Origin of the sequence: Aliiglaciecola sp. NS0011-25 (assembly GCF_040370605.1) — a bacterium.
In the GTDB taxonomy this organism is placed as follows: Bacteria; Pseudomonadota; Gammaproteobacteria; order Enterobacterales; family Alteromonadaceae; genus Aliiglaciecola; species Aliiglaciecola lipolytica_A.
In genome coordinates this window covers 22,636-45,507 of record NZ_BAABWR010000011.1, presented here as the reverse complement: position 1 = coordinate 45,507, position 22,872 = coordinate 22,636, and the positions used below count along the sequence as shown (strand labels likewise).

Annotated in this window: 15 protein-coding genes; 9 read left to right on the top strand and 6 right to left on the bottom strand. The window is 41.5% G+C overall.

The genetic code is table 11. The features are described from left to right. Nucleotides 1–359 precede the first annotated feature (359 nt). Nucleotides 360–1,247, bottom strand: coding sequence for an alpha/beta hydrolase family protein (locus tag ABWV72_RS11070; RefSeq protein WP_216049301.1), 888 nt, complete (start codon nt 1,245–1,247; stop codon nt 360–362). Between the two features lie 353 nt (nt 1,248–1,600). Between ABWV72_RS11070 and ABWV72_RS11065 the strand changes: the two genes are divergently transcribed. After that, nucleotides 1,601–2,611, top strand: coding sequence for an alpha/beta fold hydrolase (locus ABWV72_RS11065; protein WP_353370550.1), 1,011 nt, complete (start codon nt 1,601–1,603; stop codon nt 2,609–2,611). Nucleotides 2,612–2,679: 68 nt separating this feature from the next. Here the strand turns inward: ABWV72_RS11065 and ABWV72_RS11060 are convergent, their stop codons facing one another. From ABWV72_RS11060 to ABWV72_RS11050, 3 genes are all read right to left on the bottom strand, one after another. Continuing rightward, on the bottom strand, nt 2,680–4,584 hold the full coding sequence (locus tag ABWV72_RS11060) for an extracellular catalytic domain type 1 short-chain-length polyhydroxyalkanoate depolymerase (protein WP_353370548.1): 1,905 nt from the start codon (nt 4,582–4,584) through the stop codon (nt 2,680–2,682). 135 nt (nt 4,585–4,719) lie between these two features. Further along, the gene (locus ABWV72_RS11055; protein WP_353370546.1) at nt 4,720–5,751 is read right to left on the bottom strand and encodes an MBL fold metallo-hydrolase; all 1,032 of its coding nucleotides are present in this window, start codon (nt 5,749–5,751) and stop codon (nt 4,720–4,722) included. Between the two features lie 2 nt (nt 5,752–5,753). After that, nucleotides 5,754–6,383, bottom strand: a complete 630-nt coding sequence (locus ABWV72_RS11050) for a TetR/AcrR family transcriptional regulator (protein WP_216049297.1) — start codon at nt 6,381–6,383, stop codon at nt 5,754–5,756. A gap of 168 nt (nt 6,384–6,551) precedes the next feature. Between ABWV72_RS11050 and ABWV72_RS11045 the strand changes: the two genes are divergently transcribed. From ABWV72_RS11045 to ABWV72_RS11025, 5 genes are all read left to right on the top strand, one after another. Continuing rightward, nucleotides 6,552–7,628: an efflux RND transporter periplasmic adaptor subunit gene (locus ABWV72_RS11045; RefSeq protein WP_353370544.1), complete on the top strand. Its 1,077-nt coding sequence runs from the start codon at nt 6,552–6,554 to the stop codon at nt 7,626–7,628. A 1-nt stretch (nt 7,629) separates the two neighbouring features. Then, nucleotides 7,630–10,668, top strand: a complete 3,039-nt coding sequence (locus ABWV72_RS11040; protein WP_216049295.1) for an efflux RND transporter permease subunit — start codon at nt 7,630–7,632, stop codon at nt 10,666–10,668. A gap of 538 nt (nt 10,669–11,206) precedes the next feature. Further along, nucleotides 11,207–11,593, top strand: a complete 387-nt coding sequence (rnk, locus tag ABWV72_RS11035) for a nucleoside diphosphate kinase regulator (RefSeq protein WP_216049294.1) — start codon at nt 11,207–11,209, stop codon at nt 11,591–11,593. Nucleotides 11,594–11,737: 144 nt separating this feature from the next. After that, nucleotides 11,738–13,090 (top strand): NADP-specific glutamate dehydrogenase, encoded by a 1,353-nt coding sequence (gene gdhA / locus ABWV72_RS11030; protein ID WP_353370541.1) that lies wholly within the window; start codon nt 11,738–11,740, stop codon nt 13,088–13,090. 275 nt (nt 13,091–13,365) lie between these two features. Continuing rightward, nucleotides 13,366–14,967 (top strand): ABC-F family ATPase, encoded by a 1,602-nt coding sequence (locus tag ABWV72_RS11025; protein WP_342806244.1) that lies wholly within the window; start codon nt 13,366–13,368, stop codon nt 14,965–14,967. Nucleotides 14,968–15,033: 66 nt separating this feature from the next. Here ABWV72_RS11025 and ABWV72_RS11020 read toward each other — a convergent pair whose 3' ends face one another. Then, on the bottom strand, nt 15,034–15,756 hold the full coding sequence (locus ABWV72_RS11020; RefSeq protein WP_353370539.1) for a substrate-binding periplasmic protein: 723 nt from the start codon (nt 15,754–15,756) through the stop codon (nt 15,034–15,036). A 369-nt stretch (nt 15,757–16,125) separates the two neighbouring features. On the opposite strand from ABWV72_RS11020, the gene ABWV72_RS11015 reads away from it, so the two are divergent. The 3 genes from ABWV72_RS11015 to ABWV72_RS11005 are packed head-to-tail and all read left to right on the top strand — an operon-like array spanning nt 16,126 to nt 21,913. Continuing rightward, nucleotides 16,126–17,529, top strand: coding sequence for an efflux transporter outer membrane subunit (locus ABWV72_RS11015; RefSeq protein ID WP_353370537.1), 1,404 nt, complete (start codon nt 16,126–16,128; stop codon nt 17,527–17,529). Between the two features lie 4 nt (nt 17,530–17,533). Next, nucleotides 17,534–18,823, top strand: coding sequence for an efflux RND transporter periplasmic adaptor subunit (locus tag ABWV72_RS11010; protein WP_252729297.1), 1,290 nt, complete (start codon nt 17,534–17,536; stop codon nt 18,821–18,823). Continuing rightward, nucleotides 18,824–21,913 (top strand): efflux RND transporter permease subunit, encoded by a 3,090-nt coding sequence (locus ABWV72_RS11005; RefSeq protein WP_216049290.1) that lies wholly within the window; start codon nt 18,824–18,826, stop codon nt 21,911–21,913. 160 nt (nt 21,914–22,073) lie between these two features. On the opposite strand, the gene ABWV72_RS11000 is transcribed toward ABWV72_RS11005, so the two are convergent. Continuing rightward, nucleotides 22,074–22,775: a transporter substrate-binding domain-containing protein gene (locus tag ABWV72_RS11000; RefSeq protein ID WP_342806252.1), complete on the bottom strand. Its 702-nt coding sequence runs from the start codon at nt 22,773–22,775 to the stop codon at nt 22,074–22,076. Nucleotides 22,776–22,872 lie beyond the last annotated feature (97 nt).

The following is a 22,872-nucleotide window of genomic DNA, read 5'->3' as shown; positions in this document are numbered from 1 at the left end:
ATCATCCTTGTTGTCAGAAATGCCAACAGCTAAAAGATGAGTCATCTTTTCATTCCCTCAGGTTTACTAAACTCAGGTTTTTAATTTATCTGGTTTATTGCTATCTGGTGTTAACTCGCTAAACACGCCATGCATATTTGTAACGATGGATATTTGCGAACTAGAGTAGCGGGCGTTGTTTTTCACGCAATGACAAATATCAATGTTGAAACACTTTCATCTGGTAAATCTGTGTTGGGGTATTGCTTGCTAACTAGGTTTTTGGATTCGAGAAGTGGTTTTAAGTGAACAATAAACGATATTGAGTGTATGGAAGCCTGATTTAGATGATAAAAATCAGGCTTTTATTTTGATTTGTTCTATTTTCTGCTTAGGGCAGTGGGTCCTTCAGTAGAAAGTAATGAGGTTAGTTGCTCTATCCCGTCAGATTGTGCGAAAAAGTAGCCATTAATCATTAATTCAGAAATTTTACTGACTTGCGTAAGTTCGGCTAGTTGTTTTGGACCAGGTAACTCTGGACGACAAATGGCACCTCCAAAATAGTGATCCACATCATCTAGCACCAGTGCGTAATGGTCGTTTGTCGATGCCGCCATCTCATAAGCATCAAGATGCGCTGACCAGTCTAACGAGGCACCCATTGGAATGTCATTAGTGCCGGTTTGAATTAAAGCTGGGACGGCTAAGCCAGAAAAACCTTGTTTATCAATTAATCCAGGCATCGCTGGTGGAGGAGAATAGGCTAATACCAATGCCACACGAGGGTCTGCTTGTGATGCATTCATGCCGTCTGGAATAGTAGCGTTTACGCCACCTTTTACTAACGCAGTTAATGCGCCATAGCTATGACCTGCGGCAATATAACGATCACCGCCATAGGTATCAGCCAATAATTGCATGTCTTCAAGTCGAGCTCGCCAAGACATACTGCGTTCAAATTTGTCACGCAAAGGGTGATCTGTTGAATCCATATGTAATGCACTATACACAGTGAAACCTTGTTCTATCCATGGTTCGATTAACGGATCATATTTCCAAGGGGCAGACAATGCGCCATGAGAAAATAGTATTACTCCTTTTTGTTCGCCTTTAGCCTGCCACTTCCAAACGGAAACGTCTCTATCATTTACTTTTAATGTTGTTGTCTGCGCTTCAAGCGCTAGAACCTGTGTACACAATGAGAACAGTATCGTTAGTGCAAATAACAGCCGATTAAATATCCGTTGTTTGTGGGGGGGAAAAAACATTTTATATACTCCTGTCAGCAGTTCTAGTTTAACGATACGAGTGATTACCTAGGTATATCACTCTTATATCTTGAATAATTTGATAACTGTCAAATCATTCAACAACAAGCTTAAATAAACGCATTTTTTGGTGCTTATATACTGATTTAACATCAAAAAAATCTGATTATTGACATTTGTTAATGCATGGGTGGTTTTCTGCAGTTAAGTTAAGCTCTTAGGCTATCAAATAGAGCACTATTTCATAGGCGATAAAAGCATATTACCCAGCCCCCAAGTATTCAAACCACAGGGTTTTCGATAACAAGGACAGGTAAATTTGAGCTATCAAAAGAATAAAAGAGGAATAATAAATGGAAATTAGCAACAAGATAATAGTCGCAGTACTAAGTGCCACCTTGTACTTAGTCAATATACCCTCTGCATTTAGTCACAGTGATGAAAACGCAACTGAAACTCATACAACTCGCACGCTATCCATGGATGATGTTAGAGCAAAGTATGCTGATAGTAACTCGAAATTTGTTGATTTGGACGGTATCAATGTTCATTACAAAGACGAAGGAAAAGGCCCCGTTATACTGCTTGTTCACGGAACATTAGGCGATTTATTTGATTGGGATGTTTGGACGCAGGAGCTATTGAAATCTGGTTTCCGTGTAGTTCGTTTTGATATTCCTGGATTTGGTTTGTCGGGCAATATTGCTAATGGTAACTATTCCGTTGATCGCACCCACACCCTGGTTGATAGCTTAATGGACCATGTTGGCGCAGAGAAATTTGGCATAGCTGGTATCTCTTATGGTGGGATGGTTGTTTTTCGATATGCCGCAACCCGCACCGATAGAGTAACGTCCATGGTACTTATCAATTCTGCAGGTATTCAGACCGCTAATGCAGTTAAAAGAAAACCAAAAACTCCGGGTGAAAAACCCAAACGTACTAGTATCTTTATGTACTCACCGGTGGTTGAAAAAGATGACATAGTCTCTTTTTACGACAACTATATTAATGACAAAAGTAAAGTTACGCCTGAATTTGTACAACGGAAATTGGACTTTTTGAATATTCAAGAGCGCGATAAAACATCCATCGCAACCTTTAAACTTTATGAAAAAGGCGATCCGCAAAGAGTCTTATCCCATGTAAAAGCCCCAAGCTTGATAATGTGGGGAACGGCAAATAAAGCGTTAGATACAAAAACCGCTAGTGCATTTATTGATGCTTTACCTAATGCGTGTTTAACCAAGTTAGTTACTTTTGAAAGTGGCGGTCACTATATTAATATTGAACGTCCAATCGAAACAGTAAAAGTTGCTCAGTCTTTTTTCCTAGATCTGAAAAGCGCCAAACTTTGTAAGTAGCCATCGCTTTGCATCAAACTAAACTGTCGGTGAGCGAAAGGCTCAGCGACAGTTTTTTATGTAAATGACTACTGAGGACAAGAACCCAGATGCCAGTTCTGTGCATCTATACTGTATAAACTGGTATTTCCCCATGTAGAGCCAGCCAGTGCTTCATCGCTACCTTGCGCAAAATAGCTAGGTGCGTACGGATTACCTGAGCTATAAGCCCTGCCTGCAGTCTTATGGTAATAATTGTAAGTAGTGAATTGCTCACAAGTTGGTTCGTCGTCACCATTTCCACCGCCATCATCATTTGAAGTACTGCATGCCTGAACTGGTCCAGTACAACTGGCGTCATCATCTTGCCACTGACACTGCTGTGCTGAAGCGGTTATTTCATTAAGTTTAAATGCATTGGTACTGTATTCTAAATAGCAATTTGCATAATTTGTGTAGTTTAATCGGCCAGCGTTTATATGTTGATCTAATGTGGCTGTTTGGCCAGCATCAATGCTGAAACTGACAGTATCCGTTGCTTGTAAGTTTGTAGAATCGGTGGCCACAATAGTGGCACTTTGCTGACCTCCGGCTAAACTGCATGCCTGAGCACTAAAGGTGTTCCCTTGCAATTGAGCCGTTTCATTTCCAGTTGAGAAGCTGACAATTACACTACTTAAATTCTGATTAACGTCTACCACTTTGCCAGAAACCGTGGCGCATTGATTATTCACAGTGGCAATAATTTCAGTTAAAACAGGAGCTGTAGCGGGGGGCGCAGGTCCAATTCTAACGGTACTCGAAGTCGCCTCAGATTGCGCTCCTAGGTCATCTGTCGCAACGGCCGTCACCAGATATAGCTCATCTGCAAGGCTGGCGCTTGAAATAGAAAAGCTGTTATTAGAGAAGGTTTGAGTACTGCTAGAATAATTATTCCCAACCGAATCTTCTATCTCGAAATCAACCTGTATCACCTGTCCATCAGGGTCACTGACTGTGCCGGTAATCAGAATTGTTCCGCTATTTTCCTGAGTATTTAAGGAATCTACCACAGGCGCTAAATTGCGGCTTACTCGCTGATTGTTGTCAGCAAAAAATTGTCCTAAATACATCGCATAGTTAATGCCTGCGCCACTGATATAAGAGCCACTCGCTCCTTGGCCTCCAGACCAAGAGTGGTCAACCCCATTTAACCACAACATTGAAACCCGGTTGTCTTGCCATAAAGTTTCATCGGCGGTTCTGCCGGCTAGGGTAATCTGTTGGCTGCTAGGGATTTGTTGTACGCCATAAACAGCGGCCATTCCTTGTGCATTTTGTTGGTTGTAACAGGTGTCAACCGTGGTGTCAGCATCTCCATGTGCTATTGACGCAATCTGTGTATCGAAATGAGAAGCAAAAGCGCCAGCATAAGTTTGGCAGCGACTGGCTACATTGGCCGACTCGCAACTTCCTAGTGCGCCACTGGAACTTGTGCCAATACTGGGGCCCGCGCTAATCCCCATTCCTGCAAAAATATCTGGGGCTAAACACGCTGTCGTATTCGCAAATGATGCCCCTGAAGAAAGTCCTGAAATATATACCTGATCATCATCAATGTTATAAGTAGGGTCACTGCGCAATGCTGTGGCTAGATTAATTAGGTTTTGATAATCAGCGGCTGTTCTTGACTTGGTCCCTTGCCAATATGACCAGCAACCAAAACCTGCTTTATTCATGGCGTTGGGCACAGCAACTACCATTCCATAAGCCTCAGCTGCTTGTTCCAAGTTTGCATTTAAATAAGTATCTATAGACTGAGTGCAGCCATGCAAAACTAACAACAATGCTCGTCCTTGACCCACGGAAGAGATGCTATCGGGGGTATAGATATGTACCTGACTAAACCCACCTACAGATTGATTATTTTGCCAACTACCGGCATTTGCACCTGAGGACAAGATTAATGTAAGCCAAAATAATCCATTCAGGATTCGAATATTTTTTAATAACATACGTTTACCTTTTTTGTTAAAAAAATGTAAACGTAGCTTAGGGGCTTGTTTGAAATTTCGCCTTAGTACTTTAGTACAGCGCAAATCTCAGCAGTCAAATCACTCAGTAAATAACTACTCAGCGGCTCTGAAAAATTAAAACAGCAGTTTTTGCCCCTGATGAGGAATGATAATTTCCAAGCCTAAGTCATTTGCTTCATCGAGTTGTTGTTTGATGTTATGACGAGGATTGACACCTTTAGCCAGAGTATACTTAATATGACTAATCACCACTTTAAGGTTGTTTAGCGGCGTTTCGCCATCAATTTTGGAGGCAAAATTATGTAACTCTTGGATTAACAATTTCGGGGTTAGGTGGCCAAATAATAAGTTGTGTGGACGTTCATTTTCAAAAGATACTTCAATTACCATACCGCGCAATTGTTTATGCTTTATTTGCTTTGCAAGGTATGTCCAAATTGCTTCGAGTTTACCCTGTTTCTCTACAACATCGGGTCCGGTATCACCAAAATACACAAACATATCACTGCCATTTTCAATTACAAATGCACTGGACTCAACAGGGTGGCTAAGACTAAAGGCGGTTACCACAAGATCTGTGTCTTCAATGTTTATGGGTTTGCCAACAGGCAGATCAACAACATGGTATTTGTTCAACATTGGTGGAATACCACGATCGGTGAAATTCGCCCAAGCTTTACCGTTAAAGTAGGTTTCGCCAATCATATTGTTCACCGATGCCAACCCATAGATATTTTTACTCGTGTCTTCGGGGGATGCGACCAACATGCCATTTATATGATCAAGGTGGGCATGGCTGATTAAGTAACCCTTAACATGTTCTCTTAAAATGGTTCCCGCTGTTGTCCAGTTGTCATTTTGCTTAATAGGTAAGTCAGCGAAAGCGTTTTGTTGAACACTTTGATTAATACCGTTCACTATTGTCCCTGCATCTAACGCGACATAGTGAGAACTATTGAGTGAACGTAATAAAAATGCACTTAAATTACCATCCTCAATGCCACCACTATCGCCTAAAACGATAAGTTCAAATGCGGAAGATTGGGATGTTTCGGCCATGCCTGCATGTTGATGTGCAAAAGTCTGAAACGAGATGATTAGTGTTAAGGCTAGTAGCTGTTTAGTAAGGCTTGCAAAATTTTTCATTGTTATTGAGCTTGCTGTCGTGAGCTTGAATAATGATCTAAAAAAATGTCGACGGTTTGCTCTATTACAAAACGTTTTTCATCTTCGCTAAGTTGCGATTGTAACTTAAACACCAAGGGCCAGAAACACCGTCCTTTGACTAAGTCGTTTAATTGATCAACTGCAAAATTTATGTCTTTGATAATCAGTGTATTGTCTTTTACGGCAGCTTTAATAAAACGGTGAACAGCAGTCTCCAAGCTAACAAGCCTGTCGATTCCTTTTTTTAGGGTGTCTTGTTCATAAAAAAAGCTTCCTATGGCAACACGAACTAATTCTATGTGTTGTTCGTCGCTCATCGAGTTCACTTGTTCTTCAACTAATTTCACAAATTGCTCATACATCGGCTTATCTGGCTGATAAACCACAGCGCTTTTGAGAAATGATGTTTCCCACTTATCAGTTAACAGATGCATGACTAATTCGGCTTTAGTGGCAAAATGATTATATACAGTCCGTTTCGACACACCGGCAATCTCAGCAAGCCGGTCCATGCTTGTAGCTTGTACGCCAAACTCTTGAAAGGCGCTTTTGGCAGCTTCCACAATTGCTTCACGTTTTATTTCACTACGGCTTTTTTTTGCTGTCTTCATAAACCTCTGCAACTTACTTTAACAATATTACTATTTTCAAATATGCATCATACATTTGTAGTTTACTTTCAACTAATTGATAATGTAAACTACACCGAGTAGTTTACTTTTAAGCTATGCATTTATCAATAGTTCCGATCAGTTATATTAAATAGAGAAGTTCCTGCAATGAGATTATTTTTACGTGCACTGCCTGCCCGTTTTTTATTAGCGCTTTCAGTGGTGTTGCTGAGTGCTTGTGGTGAAGAAAGCCAACAACAATTTCAGCCCGAAAAACCCCGCGTGGTGAAACTGACTCCAGTTATATCGGCATCCATTCAAAACCAATCTACGTTTCCTGCCGTCGTCTCGCCAGTGAAAACCATCGACTTGAGTTTTGAAGTTACCGGGCGCTTAATTCAAACAGATATTGTTACCGGGGAAAATGTTGAAAAAGGACATTTGCTTGCTAGTTTAGATCCAAAACCCTTTGAAAGAAGAGTAAAAGAGCAACAAACTCGACTGCACCAGGCCGATCGAGAGTTGAGTCGAATTGAGTCAATGTTTGATAAAAAGCTGGTATCCCAAAGTAATCTAGATGATGCAAAAACAGAATACGAGTTGGCTGAAATCGATTTATCCAACGCACTACAAGATCTTGAATACACTAAGTTACGTGCGCCATTTGACGCGCTGGTTGCGAACCGTTTAATTGATAACAATAGTTTTGTCACAGCCGGTCAATCCTTAGCTCAACTGCAAGATGTATCCCGTATCTATTTTAATATTAATGTTCCAGAACGTGTGTTATCGGCCAATGAAGGACGCAAAATAATTAAAGCGCAGGCGTCGATACTTGGTAATCCGGATAAGTGGTACGACTTAGTCTACGTAGAGCATTCCACTCAGCCAGATGCGGTTACGCAAACCTACCAAGCCGTGTTCGCATTGGAAGGTCAAAATCAAATTCAGGTAACTCCCGGCGCAAGAGCGATGGTAAATGTGACAGTGGAAACGCCGAATAACAGTGGTAGTTTGCTTATCCCATTCAGAGCGCTTGTCGGCAATGACGCTGATGGCTTTTTTGTATGGCGTTATGTCGCTGAATCCCAAACTGTTGAAAAAGTGCAGGTCAATGTGCACAGCATCGAGGACGCTACAGTGGTCGTTGATGGTGAACTAAATGAGCATGATTTTGTTATTTCGGCTGGGGCTACATTGGTGAAGGCGGGTATGAAGGTCGAACCATACCACGGAGAAAAATAATATGGATATTGCTCGCTATGCTATGCGCACGCCAGTCAATATCTGGCTGTTTATTGTAGTCTTCATTTTAGGTGGTTTAATTGCGCTGTCTGAAATTGGGCGTCTTGAAAATCCTGCGTTTACTATTAAACAAGTCAAAGTCATTACTGCATTTCCCGGAGCAAGTGCTCAACGAGTTGAAGAAGAGGTCACAGAACCCCTTGAAATAGCAATACAGCAGATGTCTCAGTTGTATCGATTGACCTCTATTTCTTCGCCTGGACAGTCTGAAATTACGGTTGAAGTGCAACGTCACTATGACAGCAAAATGTTACCGCAAATTTGGGATGAGTTAAGAAAACGACTAGGTGACATGAGCGGATCACTACCTGTTGGTGCGCAAGAACCTCAGGTGTTCGACGATTTTGGTGATGTATACGGTTTATATTATGCCTTGGTTGCGCCAGATTTTACGCCTTTTGAAATGCGCGAATTTGCCCGCATTATTCGCAGACAATTGTTGACCACTGAAGGTGTGGCAAAAGTGGAAGTGAATGGTGTAATGCAAGAACAAGTCGTTGCTTATATCGACCCTTATCTTATTGCCGGATTAGGGATGAGCTTTCCAGACATCATCAGTCTGTTTGAAGATAACTTAAAACCCTTCAATAGTGGCCGTATTCAAGTGGACGGCAAGAAAATTCGACTTCTTGTGGAGAATCCAGCGGATCGACTTGAAGAGCTCAGTAACTTGTCTTTAGTCATACCTGGTACTAATCGTTCCGTGCGTATTAAAGATATTGCAAGGTTAGAATTAGAACCAGCTGAAATCCAACCTTCAATGATCCGTTATCAAGGCAGCGAAGCTATCACACTTGCGGTATCTGCGATTGATGGTGTGAATATCGTAGAGGTTGGGCAACATGTACGCAAAACCGTAGATGGTTTGCTTGATGAACTGCCGCTGGGAATGACACTGACACCCATCTATGACCAAGCCAAAATCGTGGATGATTCTGTTGGTGGGTTTATTACCAATCTTATTATGTCAGTGGTAGTTGTAAGCTTGACTCTTTGGTTGTTTATGGGCTGGCGTTCAGCAACGGTAGTGAGTTCAGTACTTGTTATCACCGTGTTAGGTACTGTGATGATAATGTGGCTGATGGGAATCCAGCTACAGCGCATTTCACTAGGCGCTATGGTCATTGCAATGGGGATGTTGGTCGACAACGCTATTGTAGTAGCTGAAGGTATGATGCTGAAAATTAGAGGCGCGACTAAACCTGAAGATGCCGCAAGTTACGTTGTAAAGCGCACCCAATGGCCTTTGCTTGGGGCTACGGTTATTGGTATTGCCGCGTTTTCTGGGATCGGTTTATCTGATGATGCCACTGGTGAATTCTTATATTCACTATTCGTGGTGGTATTAGTGTCACTCTTGTTGAGCTGGGTATTAGCCGTAACTGTTGTGCCTGTGCTGGGCGGCTATGTTTACAAATCCGAAAAGGTTGTGGGTACGCAGCAGAGCCTCAGTGGAATTCAAAAAGGGTTCTTGCACATATTACATAAAGCGTTGAGGTTTAGATGGGTTACCTTAATATCATTGGTACTTATCACCGTTATTGCTTTTGCAAGTTTTGGCTTTGTTAAACAGGGATTCTTTCCGTCCTCCAATACCCCCATATTTTTTATTCATTATTGGGGTCCTCAAAATCAGGATATACGATACACCGAACAGAAAATTGAACTTGCTGAAAAACGCATTTTGGATTTTGAAGGGATCGAATCTGTTACTAGTTTTGTTGGCCGTGGAGCAGACCGTTTCACTTTAACTTATGCGCCGCAAGCTAATAATGAAAGCTATGGCATGTTATTTATTCGGGCTAAAAGTCTAGACGTTATAGAGCAGTTGGCACCCGCTATATTGGAAAAGATAAAACCTGTTGATCTGAATGCTGAATTTTACTTGGAACGCATGCAATTCGGACCAGGCTCTGGCGCAAAACTGCAAGTGCGCTTTTCCGGCCCTGATCCATTGGTTCTGCGTGATCTGGCGGCCCAAGCTATCGATATATATCAGCAAGACGGTGAGACTCGAGACATTCGTCATGACTGGCGTGACAAAGGATTAGCGTTAAATGCCCATTATGATGAGTTTAACGCTGGTATGTCTGGGATTTCACGGGCTGATTTTAACGACGCGATTCAATATGCTAGCGACGGTTTAAGTTTAGGGCAGATTCGTGATGGAGATTATTCGTATCCAATAAAAGCCAAAATGGCGACAGCTGGGCAGACACCCATTGAAGCAATTCAGAACAATCAGGTGTGGAGTTCACAACAACGGGTCTACATCCCATTCCAGCAAGTGTCTAAAGAACTAGAATTGGTCAACGAAGAAGTTCTCATTCAACGTCGCAACCGGATTCGTACTATAACGGTGAATGCCGAGCCTGATTTTGGTCAAACAGCAGGTGAAGTATTTGATCGTATTCGTCCCGTAATGGAAGCAATTGATTTACCCGATGGTTATCATTTAGAGTGGGGCGGAGAATATGAAAGTTCGCAAGAAGCCCAAGAAGCCTTAGGTAAAGGTTTGCCCGCAGGGTTCTTGGTGATGTTCTTAATTTCGGTGTTACTGTTCGGCCGAGTAAAACAACCACTAATTATTTGGATGGTGGTGCCTATGGCAGTTGTTGGTGTAGTTGCAGGCCTGTTGGCAGCCGATATGCCGTTTGGTTTTATGTCGTTGCTCGGCTTTTTGAGTTTATTCGGTATGCTAATAAAAAATGCCATTGTTTTGATTGAAGAAATTGACTTATTAATTGACGAGGGACAGGTTCCCAAACTCGCTATTACTAATGCCAGTTTAAGTCGTTTGAGACCCGTTTCATTAGCCGCAATCACCACGATTTTAGGTATGGCACCTCTTTTGTTTGATGCGTTTTTTGCTGACATGGCAGTGACAATTATGGGGGGATTGGCTTTCGCCACTGTACTCACGTTAATTGCTGTGCCCGTGTTGTATAGTGTATTTTTCAATATTAGCTACAGAAAATAATCCGTAGATTTAGAAACTCCTCAGCTTGATCAAAAATGCCAGTTAGTTACCTAACTGGCATTTTTTATTGAGAAAGTTACCAAGATTCTCGAATTTATCTATCTTTTAGAGTGTAAATAATTGACCTTGTTTGATCTTGTTTTTATTTTTAAGCAAGCTATTATTAGCATTCCATTGTGAGGATAAAATGTACAACTACCGCAACACAATAAAGAGTAATTTACTCACCTTACCAAATTAAGCCGAGCGTATTCCTTACGCTCGGCGATACTTTCCTGTTCGTTAATTTAAGTTAGTTAGTAACGTTAGCAAGCGTAATACGCCTGCTCATTAAAATATTCATATTTCCAAATCCTGGTTTACCTTTTAACGTCAATATTTACCGACGCTAGTCACCGTATTCAACTGAATAGGTTAGCGCAGTAGTGGTTTTTATATTGTCTGAAGTTGAAAGGTTAAACATAAAACAGAAACGATAATTTCAAACCAAGGTGCACGGCAAAGTGCCGTTAACCGATCTCAATGAAAGAGGTGATTTATGCAAAATAAACCTGAAATATTTATTTCAACTTCTGATTTAGCCATGCTTGAGGAACAACTTGAAGCGTCAAAATTGCCTGAAGAATTAGTCGCTGCCTTAGAAGATGAACTTGCCCGAGCAACCGTTATTGACGGTAAAAATATGCCAGAAGATGTAGTGACTATTGGCAAACAAGTGACCTTCAAAATACTAGATAGCGATAAGTTGTTTACAAAAACCTTATGCCTTCCCGCCGATACGGCCAAGCATGCAGATAGCATTTCAGTTTTCGCTCCCATAGGTTCAGCTTTATTAGGCTTAAGAGCTGGTCAGAGTATTGACTGGCAAACTCAACGTGGGCAGCAGTCAGTGCAAATAGTACAAGTGAATACTGGATCTAGCTAAACATCTTATTGTCTTCGTAAAGCTCGTGGAAATGGGTTCTATGGGCTTTTTTTGCAGTTGATTTGTGCTTAATTCATCACATTCAAAGTTTCACTGATTCTGCAGCTACAAAAAAACTTAACGGAAAATATAGGGTTACGATTGATGACATACACAAATCAAACTATTTCAGACTTAAAACAAACCAGCCCAGCTCAGGCGGAGTTCTATCAAGCCGTTGAAGAAGTGCTGAACTCCTTGGATCCCATTTTGGAATCCAACAGTAAATATCGTCAACAAGCAATTATTCAACGTATAGTCGAGCCGGAACGGCAGATTATGTTTCGCGTTCCTTGGATTGATGATAATGGCGACATTCAGGTCAATAAGGGGTATCGGGTTGAGTTTAATTCTGCCCTTGGACCCTATAAAGGCGGCTTAAGATTTCATCCTTCGGTGAATGCTAGCATCATAAAGTTTTTAGGCTTTGAGCAAATTTTTAAAAACTCCCTTACTGGTCTATCTATTGGCGGAGGTAAAGGTGGAGCAAACTTTAATCCTAGAGGACGTTCCAATAATGAAATTATGCGTTTTTGCCAATCTTTTATGAGTGAACTTTACCGTCATATTGGCCCAACTACAGATGTTCCTGCGGGCGATATTGGCGTGGGCGCAGCTGAAATAGGTTATATGTTTGGTCAATATAAGCGCCTAACTGGGCGTTACGAAGGGATCCTAACTGGAAAAGGTCTGCTTTGGGGAGGTTCATTAGCACGTAAAGAAGCCACTGGATACGGAACAGTGTATTTTGCAGATAATATGCTAAAAGCCAGAGAAGACAGTTTAGAGGGGAAAACGTGTTTAGTTTCAGGGGCGGGTAATGTGGCAATTTATGCAATGGAAAAACTTTATCAGTTGGGGGCTACGCCCATCAGTTGCAGCGATTCTTCAGGCACTATTTATCATCCCAATGGTATCGACCTAGAATTGGTAAAGCAGCTCAAAGAACAGCAACAAGCCAGTTTAATTGCTTATATTGAAAAGTATTCTAATGCTAAATATACGCCGACTTCAGATTATCCATCAGACGGTCATGCAGTTTGGCGTTATTGCGCTGATGCTGCATTTCCATGCGCGACGCAAAATGAGTTAACCAAGTCAGATGCTGAAGAATTACTCGCTAATGGTTGTCACTTGGTTTGCGAAGGGGCCAATATGCCATCCACTCAAGAGGCTGCCGATTTGTTTGTTGCATCTGATATCGCTTATGGCCCGGGCAAAGCCGCTAATGCTGGTGGTGTGGCAACAAGCCAACTGGAAATGGCGCAAAATGCGAGTATGCAGAAGTGGACGTTTGAACAAGTTGATCAGCAACTACAGCACATTATGGAAAACATTTTTGTGACTGCAAATGAGACAGCCAAAGAATTTGGCCAGGCTGGAAATCTCGTTCTTGGTGCCAATATAGCCGGCTTTCGCCGTGTTGCGGATGCGATGATCGAACAAGGTGTTGTTTAGTCAATCAGCATAGATTACTGATACTTCTATTCTGCTTTTTATGCCATTTAGCAGAAAAAGTGTGAGAAATGACTCAGCAACATGAAACAGCCAAAGAGAGTCGCTGCGAGAATCCATTTTTTAGTACAATTTATAGTCAGTTTTCCTCGACTTTTCGTGCATATTTATATATAGTGCGCGCCGTTTTGAACTAAGTAGTATTGCGCAGCGACATTGGGCTTTTATTGTGAACCTTGGTTTGTTTTTGTTGCTTTTTTACTATTTGGAATTTCGTTTTGATATCTACCGCAAACATCACTATGCAGTTTGGCGCTGAGCCACTGTTTGAAAACATCTCTGCTAAATTTGGCAATGGCAATCGTTATGGCTTAATTGGCGCTAATGGCTGTGGTAAATCCACACTTATGAAAATTCTCAGTGGCGATTTAGCACCTACCTCTGGCAACGTTTCTGTTTCACCTGGTCAAAAATTGGGTAAGTTAAGCCAAGATCAGTTCGCGTTTGAAAAATATTCTGTGGTTGATACCGTTATTATGGGTGACATGGAGTTATGGAAGGTTAAACAAGAGCGTGATGAAATTTACGCCAAACCTGAAATGAGCGAAGCTGATGGTATGCATGTGGCTGAATTAGAAACCCTTTATGCTGAAATGGACGGTTATACTGCTGAATCACGGGCAGGCGAGATTTTGTTAGAAGCGGGTATCGATGAACATTATCACTACGGTTTGATGTCACAAGTATCACCAGGTTGGAAAGTCAGGGTGTTACTTGCACAGGCTTTATTCGCCAATCCAGACATATTATTACTCGACGAACCTACCAACAACTTGGATATTTATACTATCAATTGGTTAGCTGAAGTGTTGAATCAGCGTAAGTCCACCATGATAATTATTTCCCATGATAGGCACTTTTTGAATTCCGTGTGTACCCACATGGCAGACATCGACTATGGTGAATTACGTATTTATCCAGGTAATTATGAAAAGTATCAAGAAGCTGCTTCACTTATTCAAGAGCAATTGTTGCGAGAAAATGCCAAGAAGAGCGAAGAAATAGAAGAATTACAGGCTTTTGTTGCACGCTTTTCTGCCAACGCCTCGAAAGCTAAACTGGCAACTTCTCGTGCGAAAAAAATGGATAAGATCCAATTGGATGAGGTGAAGAGCTCGAGTCGTCGTACACCGCGTATTCAATTCAAACAACATCAAAAACTGCACAGACAAGCTCTGATTTTAGAAGATATGAGTTTTGGTTTTGAAGAAGAGCCCTTGTTTAAAGACGCTAATCTGTTATTAGAAGCGGGTGCAAAGTTAGCCATTATTGGTGAAAACGGTGTGGGTAAAACCAGTTTCTTACGTTGTTTGATGGATAAATTGAAAGCGGAAGGTGTGGTTAAGTGGTCTGAGAATGCCACTGTCGGCTATTGTCCTCAAGACAGTTCAGACGATTTCGATTGTGATTTAAGCCTTTTTGATTGGATGTCTCAATGGCGCACGCCAAAACACAACGATTTGATGGTCCGAGGTTTATTGGGCAGTTTGTTATTTAGCGCAGACGACTTCAATAAAAAAGCGAAAGTGTGTTCAGGTGGTGAGAAAAATCGTTTGTTATTCGGTAAGCTGATGATGGCTGACTTAAATGTGTTGGTGATGGATGAGCCTACTAACCACATGGATATGGAAGCGATTGAAGCACTTAACAATGCTTTGAAAGATTTCGATGGCACTTTAATCTTTGTAAGCCACGACCGCGAATTTGTTTCCTCTTTGGCGACTCGTGTTATTGAGATTAAAGATCAACAAGTAATTGATTTTCAGGGCACTTATGAGGAATACCTTTCTCATCAAGGGTTACAAAAAGCAGTAGCTTAAGACCGAACTCAGACAATATTGATGAATCAAAAGCGCGCGAATTAGGGCGCGCTTAAATCAATAACTTCATTCGTTGTTGAGTTTTAGGTTTTTCGGTATTACATAATGCTTGCGTAAAATGTTATCAATTTCGCCTTCCTGTTTAAGTGATTTTATTACTGCATTTAGTTCCGGTAACAGATGACTCAGTTCTCGACGAAGGCGTAAAACGATATCGCCATGGGAATGAACACTGGCGAGTGATATTTTGACATTATGTTTTTTGGCCCAGTGACGAGCGGTTAAATTTTCTAGAATGGCGACTTCAAAACGGCCTCTTTTTAAGCCCCTAATTAATCCATCTTCTGTGCTAAAGTCGATTCTTGTAAACATATCATCATCGAAGTAACTATAGCCTGCAATAGTACCTACATGTTTGTCATAAATGGCGTGAGGATCTGCATATTTCTCGGCGTTTTCTTGTAAGGTGACATTGTATTCGGTTAATTCAAAAATCATAATGGATTGCACATATTCATCTCCCATATCACCATTTTTAAACCAACTCGGGCTCATAAAATCGATATCTAATTGATTTTCTTCGAATACTTTTGCTGCTCGTTTGGGCGGATAATAATAAAACTCATAAGAGTAGCCAGCCTTTTCCAATATTAAGTCAATCACTTCTGCGAAGATGCCGGGGTTTGCATCATCGCCGGAGTATCCATAGGGAGTCCAAGATTCGGTGCCAATTAAGTTGTATTTTAATGTGATTGATTTTTTATCGATTGCCTGAGAAGTTGAAACCATTCCAAAATAAGCCAAAACAAAGAATAGCATCCAAGCCAAAAGCTGGGTTCTAACAGAGGATATCTTGAAAAAACTGCAACAAGTCATAAAACTTACTCGTGTCCAAGAGTGAATTGTGAAATTAAGTGAAGTTGAAACTTCATTTATTCTACATAATACGTCATAAATTTATTTTTTCCTGTTTGATTAGCCGTTATTGTCTAATAAACTTCCACTGCGACTTAAAAATCAGTGTTGCATCAGTTTATGTAATATTTAAAAGCAAATTTGTTAGCTTCGTAAAGTTTACGTAAATTCAATTTTTTATTGCTGCAGAACTTGTACACTACCTTTATTATTTTAATCAAAATGCACAAATTACATGGACTTATGTTGTCACCTTTTTCTCCTATGAACAAAAAAATAAAGGGAATTTCGCTATTATTTATTTTGGCGTTGTTGCATGGGTGTGCTTCTGTCAAGTTAGACCAAGACAAAGAAATCCCAGCATTACCCAATGAGTGGCAGTTTCAGCACAGCGCCAATAAAATCGACGATAACTGGTTAGCAAATTTCACTTCTGATGCAAATAACCAACATTTAACCTCGTTGCTTAATGAAGCTATTCAAGCAAATCAGGCTATTCGCGCTCAAGCCTATTCTGTAGACATCGCTGAGCAGAGTCTGACTATTGCTAAAAGTAATTTTTGGCCATCACTGGATGCATCTTTTGATGCGTCTCGAAGTCGTAGTAGCGGTAATAGTTTTAGCCTAGAAGCTCAACTTTCTTATGAACTTGATATTTGGGGGGCGTTGTCGGACGCAGAGCGTCAAGCAAAGCTCAATTATTTGCAGGCTAAAGCTGAATTAGAAGAGGCAAGATTGCAGCTCGCTGGCAACGTTATTGTCGCTTATGCGAATGCGTCTAGGGCTTTTCAGCGGGTTGAGCTGGCCGCTCAACAAGTTCAAAATTCAACTGACAGTCTAGACATTATTGAACGTGGTTATCGGGCCGGCCTAAACGAATCTTTAGATGTATACCTTGCTCGTAATGAACTTAACAGTGATAAATCCACACTTGCAACAAACCAGCAAACATTACTGGAGAGTGTACGAGCTTTGGAACGGTTGTTAGGGCGCTACCCTGATGCAAAACTGGATGTAACTCAAGTATTGGCATTGCCTGATGTGGATGTTGCAGTCGGTTTACCTTCTGAGTTGGTGACCCGCAAACCAGCCTTACAAGCCAGTTGGCTGGCGTTAATGGCACAAGATGCAACCCTTGCCATTGCACATAAAGCTCGTTTCCCTGCAATCAATTTGGCCGCTAGTGTTGGTCCCTCAAGTGATTCTCTATCCGATTTACTATCAGCTTCCGCAGGCTGGTCGTTGATTGGCAGTATCTCAGCTCCGATTTTTAATGCGGGTAAACTGCGCGCCAACGAAGAGATTGAGTTGTTAACCTTAAAAAGTCTGGAAGAAGATTATTTAGATTCGGTGTTGAATGCATTACTCGATGTTGAAAATGCATTGTCTGCCGAGGCGAGTTTAGTTGAACGTTATCAAGCGACCCAAAAAGCGGCTGAAAATGCGCAATTTGCAAATCAACTGTCTTTCGAACAATACCAAGCCGGCCTAATTACTTACACCACAGTGTTAGAGGCGCAAGCAAGACTTATTACAGCCCAAAACAACCTTATTGATATTAAAACTGACTTAATTGCGAATCGAGTGCAACTGCATGTTGCCCTTGGAGGAGGAATGAACCTCTACGCCCCTATTCAAGAGCTTTGATTAAATGGTAATTTCTAAAAAAATCGTACTGCCCATTGTTGTTTTACTTATCACTGTAGTTACCGTGTTGATCATCTACAACAACCCTCCCCAAGCTGGCCGTCAAAAGCCATCTAGTGCGGCAGTGTTAAGTGTCGAAACGCAACTATTGCGACCTCAACGTTTTCACATCACTTTGGATAGCTACGGGGTAGTTACTCCGCGCACACAAAGCACCTTAATGTCGCAGGTGGCTGGGCAAGTCGTGTTTGTCAACGATGGTTTTCGCACCGGCGGATTCTTCCAAAAAGGTGATTTGTTAGTCGCCATAGATGATAGCGACTATCTTGCTGAAGTAAATATCGCCAAGGCGAATCTTATTACTGCGCAACAAAATTTAGCTGAGGAGATGGCTCGGTCTGAACAAGCTAAAATAGATTGGCAGCGCTTAGGCGGTAAACAAAAACCAACAGATCTAGTTTTACGAATACCGCAACAGGAAAGTGCGCAAGCTAATTTGACCTCTGCAAAAGCACAATTGTTAAAAGCTGAATTATCGCTAAAACGGACTAAGATAGTCGCGCCTTACAGTGGGCGTGTGGTCACCCAAAACGTCGATATCGGCTCGGTTGTTTCCAACAATACTGAGTTGGCGAGCATTTATGCGACTGACTATTTAGAGGTTCGATTAGCGATTAACAATAGTGATTTAGGCTTTGTGAATTTACCGGAAGCGAATATCGACAATACAATCTCTACGCCACCTATCAATGTGACTTTCACATCTGATCTGATTGGTCAGCAGAGTTGGACAGGTAAAATTGTGCGCACCGAAAGCGCTATAGATTCTGTTTCGCGACAATTGTACGTGGTCGCGCAAATAGATGATCCCTTTAATCAGGCTATCGAAAGGGGCGTCTCGATTAAAATAGGTGAGTATTTAACCGCAGAAATAGATGGCCGAACAATCGAAGAGGCTATTGTTATACCGGTAACGGCTATCTATCAAGGGAGTTATGTTTATATTGAAGAAGATGGTGTACTGCTGAGAAAAGAAGTACAAATTGCATGGCAAAATGATCGCCAAGCCTTAATTAAATCTGGCTTGGAAGGCGGTCAAGCGTTAGTTATAACGCCACTGGGACAAGTTAGTTCTGGAACCGCTGTTTCAGTAATAAATCAAGATGGAAAAAGCACTAAAAGGCTTAAAAATACTGAGCGTAAAGGCAAAGAACGATCTAAAAATCCTAACCTAAGACCAGACAAATCAAATAGTCGTCCTGGATCTAACTCTGCAGCGCAGAAGGAAGGGTAAATGATTGCTTGGTTTGCAAGAAATTCGGTTGCCGCGAATCTGCTAATGATCACCATCATTGGTGCGGGTCTATTGAGTCTGTCGAATCGAATTCCTCTGGAAGTTTTTCCTTCCTTTGAAGTCGATGTGGTGTCAGTCAGTGTCACCTTGGATGGGGCAACGCCAGAGGATATCGAGCAGGGCGTTACTATTCGCATTGAAGAAGCGGTGCAAGACCTCGAAGGTATCACTAAAATCATTAGTCAGTCTTCTGAAGGGGGCGGAAGTGTTACCTTTGAACTTGATAGTGATTACGACAGGCGCGATTTACTTGCCGATATAAAAAGTAGAGTCGATGCCATCAATACATTTCCAGCCGAAGCTGAAAACCCGGTTGTAGCCTTAGCCGATCGCAAACGAGATGTGATTACGGTAGCTGTCACAGCTCCTTACAGCGAGAAGGAAGTGCGTGAATATGCTGAGAAGGTGCGAGATGAGTTACTAGCTATTGATGGTGTTACCCAAGTAGAGTTAGATGGTATCCGCAATTATGAAATTGCCATCGAACTTAGTCTAGATAAAATCCGAGAGCTTGATTTAACCATTAGTCAAGTATCTGATATTATTGATAATAATAGTGTCGATGTGTCTGCAGGTAATTTACGTACTGAAAGTGGCGATGTACTGATTCGTTCAAAAGGCCAAGCATACCGAAAGGACGAGTTTGCATCTATTCCAATCAAAACTAATTCAGATGGCTCAATTATCCGCTTACAAGATATCGCTAATATTCAAGATGGCTTTGAAGAAACGCCGGTGCGAACGCGATTTAATGGTCAGCAGGCAGCATTTATTGAGGTTTATCGAATTGGCCAACAAAGTGCCATAGAAGTCGCCGATAAAGTAAAAAATTACATAGACGAACATCAACAGAGTCTGCCCAAAGGTTTTACTTTGAGCTACTGGGATGACGACTCTATGATTGTTAAAGGGCGTATTTCTAGCTTGGTTTCAAATGCGATTCAAGGCGGAATTCTAGTCCTTATTCTACTCACGTTATTTTTGCGTCCATCTATCGCATTTTGGGTATTTATTGGTATCCCTGTGGCATTCATGGGGGCGTTTATACTGATGCCAGTTTTTGGTGTGACGCTAAATATGATGAGCGTATTTGGTTTTATTTTAGTGTTGGGGATCGTTGTCGACGATGCCATTGTTACCGGTGAAAATATTTACACCCACTTAGGTACTGCCAAATCAGGCGAGCAGGCTGCCATTGAAGGGACACTTGAAGTCGCTAAGCCGGTTACGTTCGGCATTTTAACTACTGTAGCGGCATTTCTGCCATTAGCTTTTATTGAGGGGCGAAGGGGGGATGTTTTTGCTCAGATTCCCTATGTAGTAATTCCCGTTTTGCTGTTATCCCTTATCGAGTCCAAGTTTATTTTGCCTTCACACTTGAAGCACTTGAAACTGAGAACTGAAAAAACCAAACAAAGTAAATTGGATTACTACCAGCAAAAATTTGCCGACGGATTCGAGCAGGCCATACTGCGCTATTATCGACCTGCGTTGGTAAAAACACTGCGTTATAAGTGGACTACCATAATGACTTTCAGTGGTATTTTTGCAATTATTTTAGTGCTTATTCTCAGTGGTTGGACGCGTTTTGTATTCTTCCCTCGAATCCCTAGTGAAACAATAACGGTATCCTTAACCATGCCAACAGGCACTGCATTTGAAATCACTAACAAATATATTGTGAAAATAGCCGATGATGCCCGAGAGTTGCAGGAAAAATACACCGAGGAAGATACCGGTGAAAGTATTATCTTAAATATTTTAGCCACCACCGGTGGGCGTGGCGGGACGACTAATGCCGGTAGTGTAAGATTTGAAATTACACCACCAGAATCGAGAGCTTCGACTATTACATCCGCTCAATTGTTGAATGAATGGCGCAAGATGATTGGGGATATTCCTGGGGCTGAAGCGCTAAGTTATCGGGCCGAGTTAGGTCGTTCATCAGACCCTATCGATGTGCGATTGAGTGCTAACAATGTCGCCACTTTGGAACAAGTCGCCGACAAAGTGATAGAACGACTAAACACTTACCCTACAGTATATGATATCGCCGATAGTCTTTCTGATGGCAAACAAGAGTTGCAAATCGAACTGAACAAACAAGGTGAATCACTGGGTTTAACTAGAGCTAATGTAACCGGACAAATCCGCAATGCGTTTTTTGGTGCGCAAGTACAGCGTATTCAGCGTGGCCGAGACGATATAAAAGTGATGTTGAGGTTACCGTTAAGTGAGCGACAATCGTTATCGAGCTTAACCAATTTGTTGATTGATGTGGGTAATGGCGAGACGGTTCCTCTGTCGAGTATTGCGACTCTTACGCCGGGACAAAGCCCGTCGTCAATTCGTCGAATTGACCGTTTAAGGACAATTAGTGTTACTGCTGATGTAGATAAAAACAACACTAACATGACGGTTTTACAAGAAGATTTAAATCAATATATAGCTGACTTATTGATCCAATATCCTGGTGTGAGCTACGAGTTGGAAGGGGAAGCGGAGGAACAAAGAGACTCCTTCGGTTCTTTGACGACTGGTTTAGTTATCGTACTATTTATTATTTATGCGCTCTTAGCAATTCCATTTAAATCATATACACAACCACTTGTGGTGATGAGTGTGATTCCTTTTGGTGCGATAGGCGCGATAGCTGGACATTGGATAATGGGAATGGATCTCACTATCTTTAGCCTTTTAGGACTCTTGGCCTTAGTTGGCATAGTGGTAAACGATTCGTTAGTTCTTGTTGATTACATTAATAAAAAACGTGAGCTGGGTATGGACTTATTAAAGGCTATTCTAACCGCTGGCTCGTCCCGATTCAGGCCAGTAATGTTAACCAGTTTGACCACTTTTATTGGTTTAATGCCATTATTATTTGAAAAATCGACACAGGCACAATTTCTAATTCCTATGGCGGTTTCTTTAGGTTTTGGGATTTTATTTGCCACTTTTATCACGCTGATTTTAGTACCAATAAACTACTTAATACTCGAATCAGTTAAGCAGCAATCGTGGTTAAAATAAGCGCGAATATGTAACCTAAGGGAGTGCAAAATTAGCCACTAAATAACATTTAGTGGCTACTTCATTTGCGCTCTTTTAGCGTTCTTCGCGGCATGATAGCGGGGATTGACAAGTTGATACCTTTAGCGACAACAACAATCAAAAATTTATTGTTTATGGGCTACTTTTTCGCCTGGGGCATAAAGCCTTTCGGTATTAAATGCGCAACTGATTCACATTCTGGATTTAGCCAAACAGGCAAAGGAAAACGAGCCAGCATCTTTTCTGAAAATTGCAAAGCTGGGCCATCTATCAATCCATTTTCACGGTAGTATTGGTAAGACAAACTATCCCCCAAACTATAGTTCACTCGGCCTATCATAACCATCTGATAACTTTGCATCAACGAATCAACACTGACTAACTGGGCGCCTGCTTGGGTTAAGCGTTTCATTACTGGTTGTTCGTCAGATACCCTAAGAACACTGATGCTTTTGCCTGATAGCTCATTTATCGACTGCCAATCAAAAGGGGTGGATTCTGCAAGTCGATATAAGCCTAATGCAACATGAGGCATATCCAACATGATATAGGGCTGATTCTTATTGCCTTGCATGGTGTGCATGCTAATACACCACTCGCCAGACCCCATGATTCGTTCCGCTCTGGCAGTTGGTACCACAAAAGGGTCGAAATCGTAATTGACGGGCAGTTGATGCTTTTTTGTATAAGTACGCAGTGCATCAAACATCAATCCACCATTTTTTATCTTTTGGGTGCTGTATGGGGGAAATTCTGCACCGAGAACGAGTACTTTAATTGTTTCTTTTGAAGCTAGTTCAGAAGCCGCTGAAAATTTTCCATAAAAAATCAGGACTAACAAAAGTATGCATTGTGTAATTATTTTAGACATCGTTGAGCAGGGCTAATCCATTAAAACCTGAAGTATAGCCTACTATAACTGATGAGTTGCCATATGC

Excerpts from the sequence above, each read along its gene's own strand:
- ABWV72_RS11005 (WP_216049290.1), top strand. The coding sequence starts at position 18,824 with ATGATTGCTTGGTTTGCAAGAAATTCGGTTGCCGCGAATCTGCTAATG.
- ABWV72_RS11060 (WP_353370548.1), bottom strand. The coding sequence starts at position 4,584 with ATGTTATTAAAAAATATTCGAATCCTGAATGGATTATTTTGGCTTACA.
- ABWV72_RS11040 (WP_216049295.1), top strand. The coding sequence starts at position 7,630 with ATGGATATTGCTCGCTATGCTATGCGCACGCCAGTCAATATCTGGCTG.
- ABWV72_RS11050 (WP_216049297.1), bottom strand. The coding sequence starts at position 6,383 with ATGAAGACAGCAAAAAAAAGCCGTAGTGAAATAAAACGTGAAGCAATT.
- ABWV72_RS11020 (WP_353370539.1), bottom strand. The coding sequence starts at position 15,756 with ATGGTTTCAACTTCTCAGGCAATCGATAAAAAATCAATCACATTAAAA.
- ABWV72_RS11055 (WP_353370546.1), bottom strand. The coding sequence starts at position 5,751 with ATGAAAAATTTTGCAAGCCTTACTAAACAGCTACTAGCCTTAACACTA.
- ABWV72_RS11070 (WP_216049301.1), bottom strand. The coding sequence starts at position 1,247 with ATGTTTTTTCCCCCCCACAAACAACGGATATTTAATCGGCTGTTATTT.
- rnk (WP_216049294.1), top strand. The coding sequence starts at position 11,207 with ATGCAAAATAAACCTGAAATATTTATTTCAACTTCTGATTTAGCCATG.
- ABWV72_RS11010 (WP_252729297.1), top strand. The coding sequence starts at position 17,534 with ATGGTAATTTCTAAAAAAATCGTACTGCCCATTGTTGTTTTACTTATC.
- ABWV72_RS11045 (WP_353370544.1), top strand. The coding sequence starts at position 6,552 with ATGAGATTATTTTTACGTGCACTGCCTGCCCGTTTTTTATTAGCGCTT.
- gdhA (WP_353370541.1), top strand. The coding sequence starts at position 11,738 with ATGACATACACAAATCAAACTATTTCAGACTTAAAACAAACCAGCCCA.
- ABWV72_RS11065 (WP_353370550.1), top strand. The coding sequence starts at position 1,601 with ATGGAAATTAGCAACAAGATAATAGTCGCAGTACTAAGTGCCACCTTG.
- ABWV72_RS11015 (WP_353370537.1), top strand. The coding sequence starts at position 16,126 with ATGTTGTCACCTTTTTCTCCTATGAACAAAAAAATAAAGGGAATTTCG.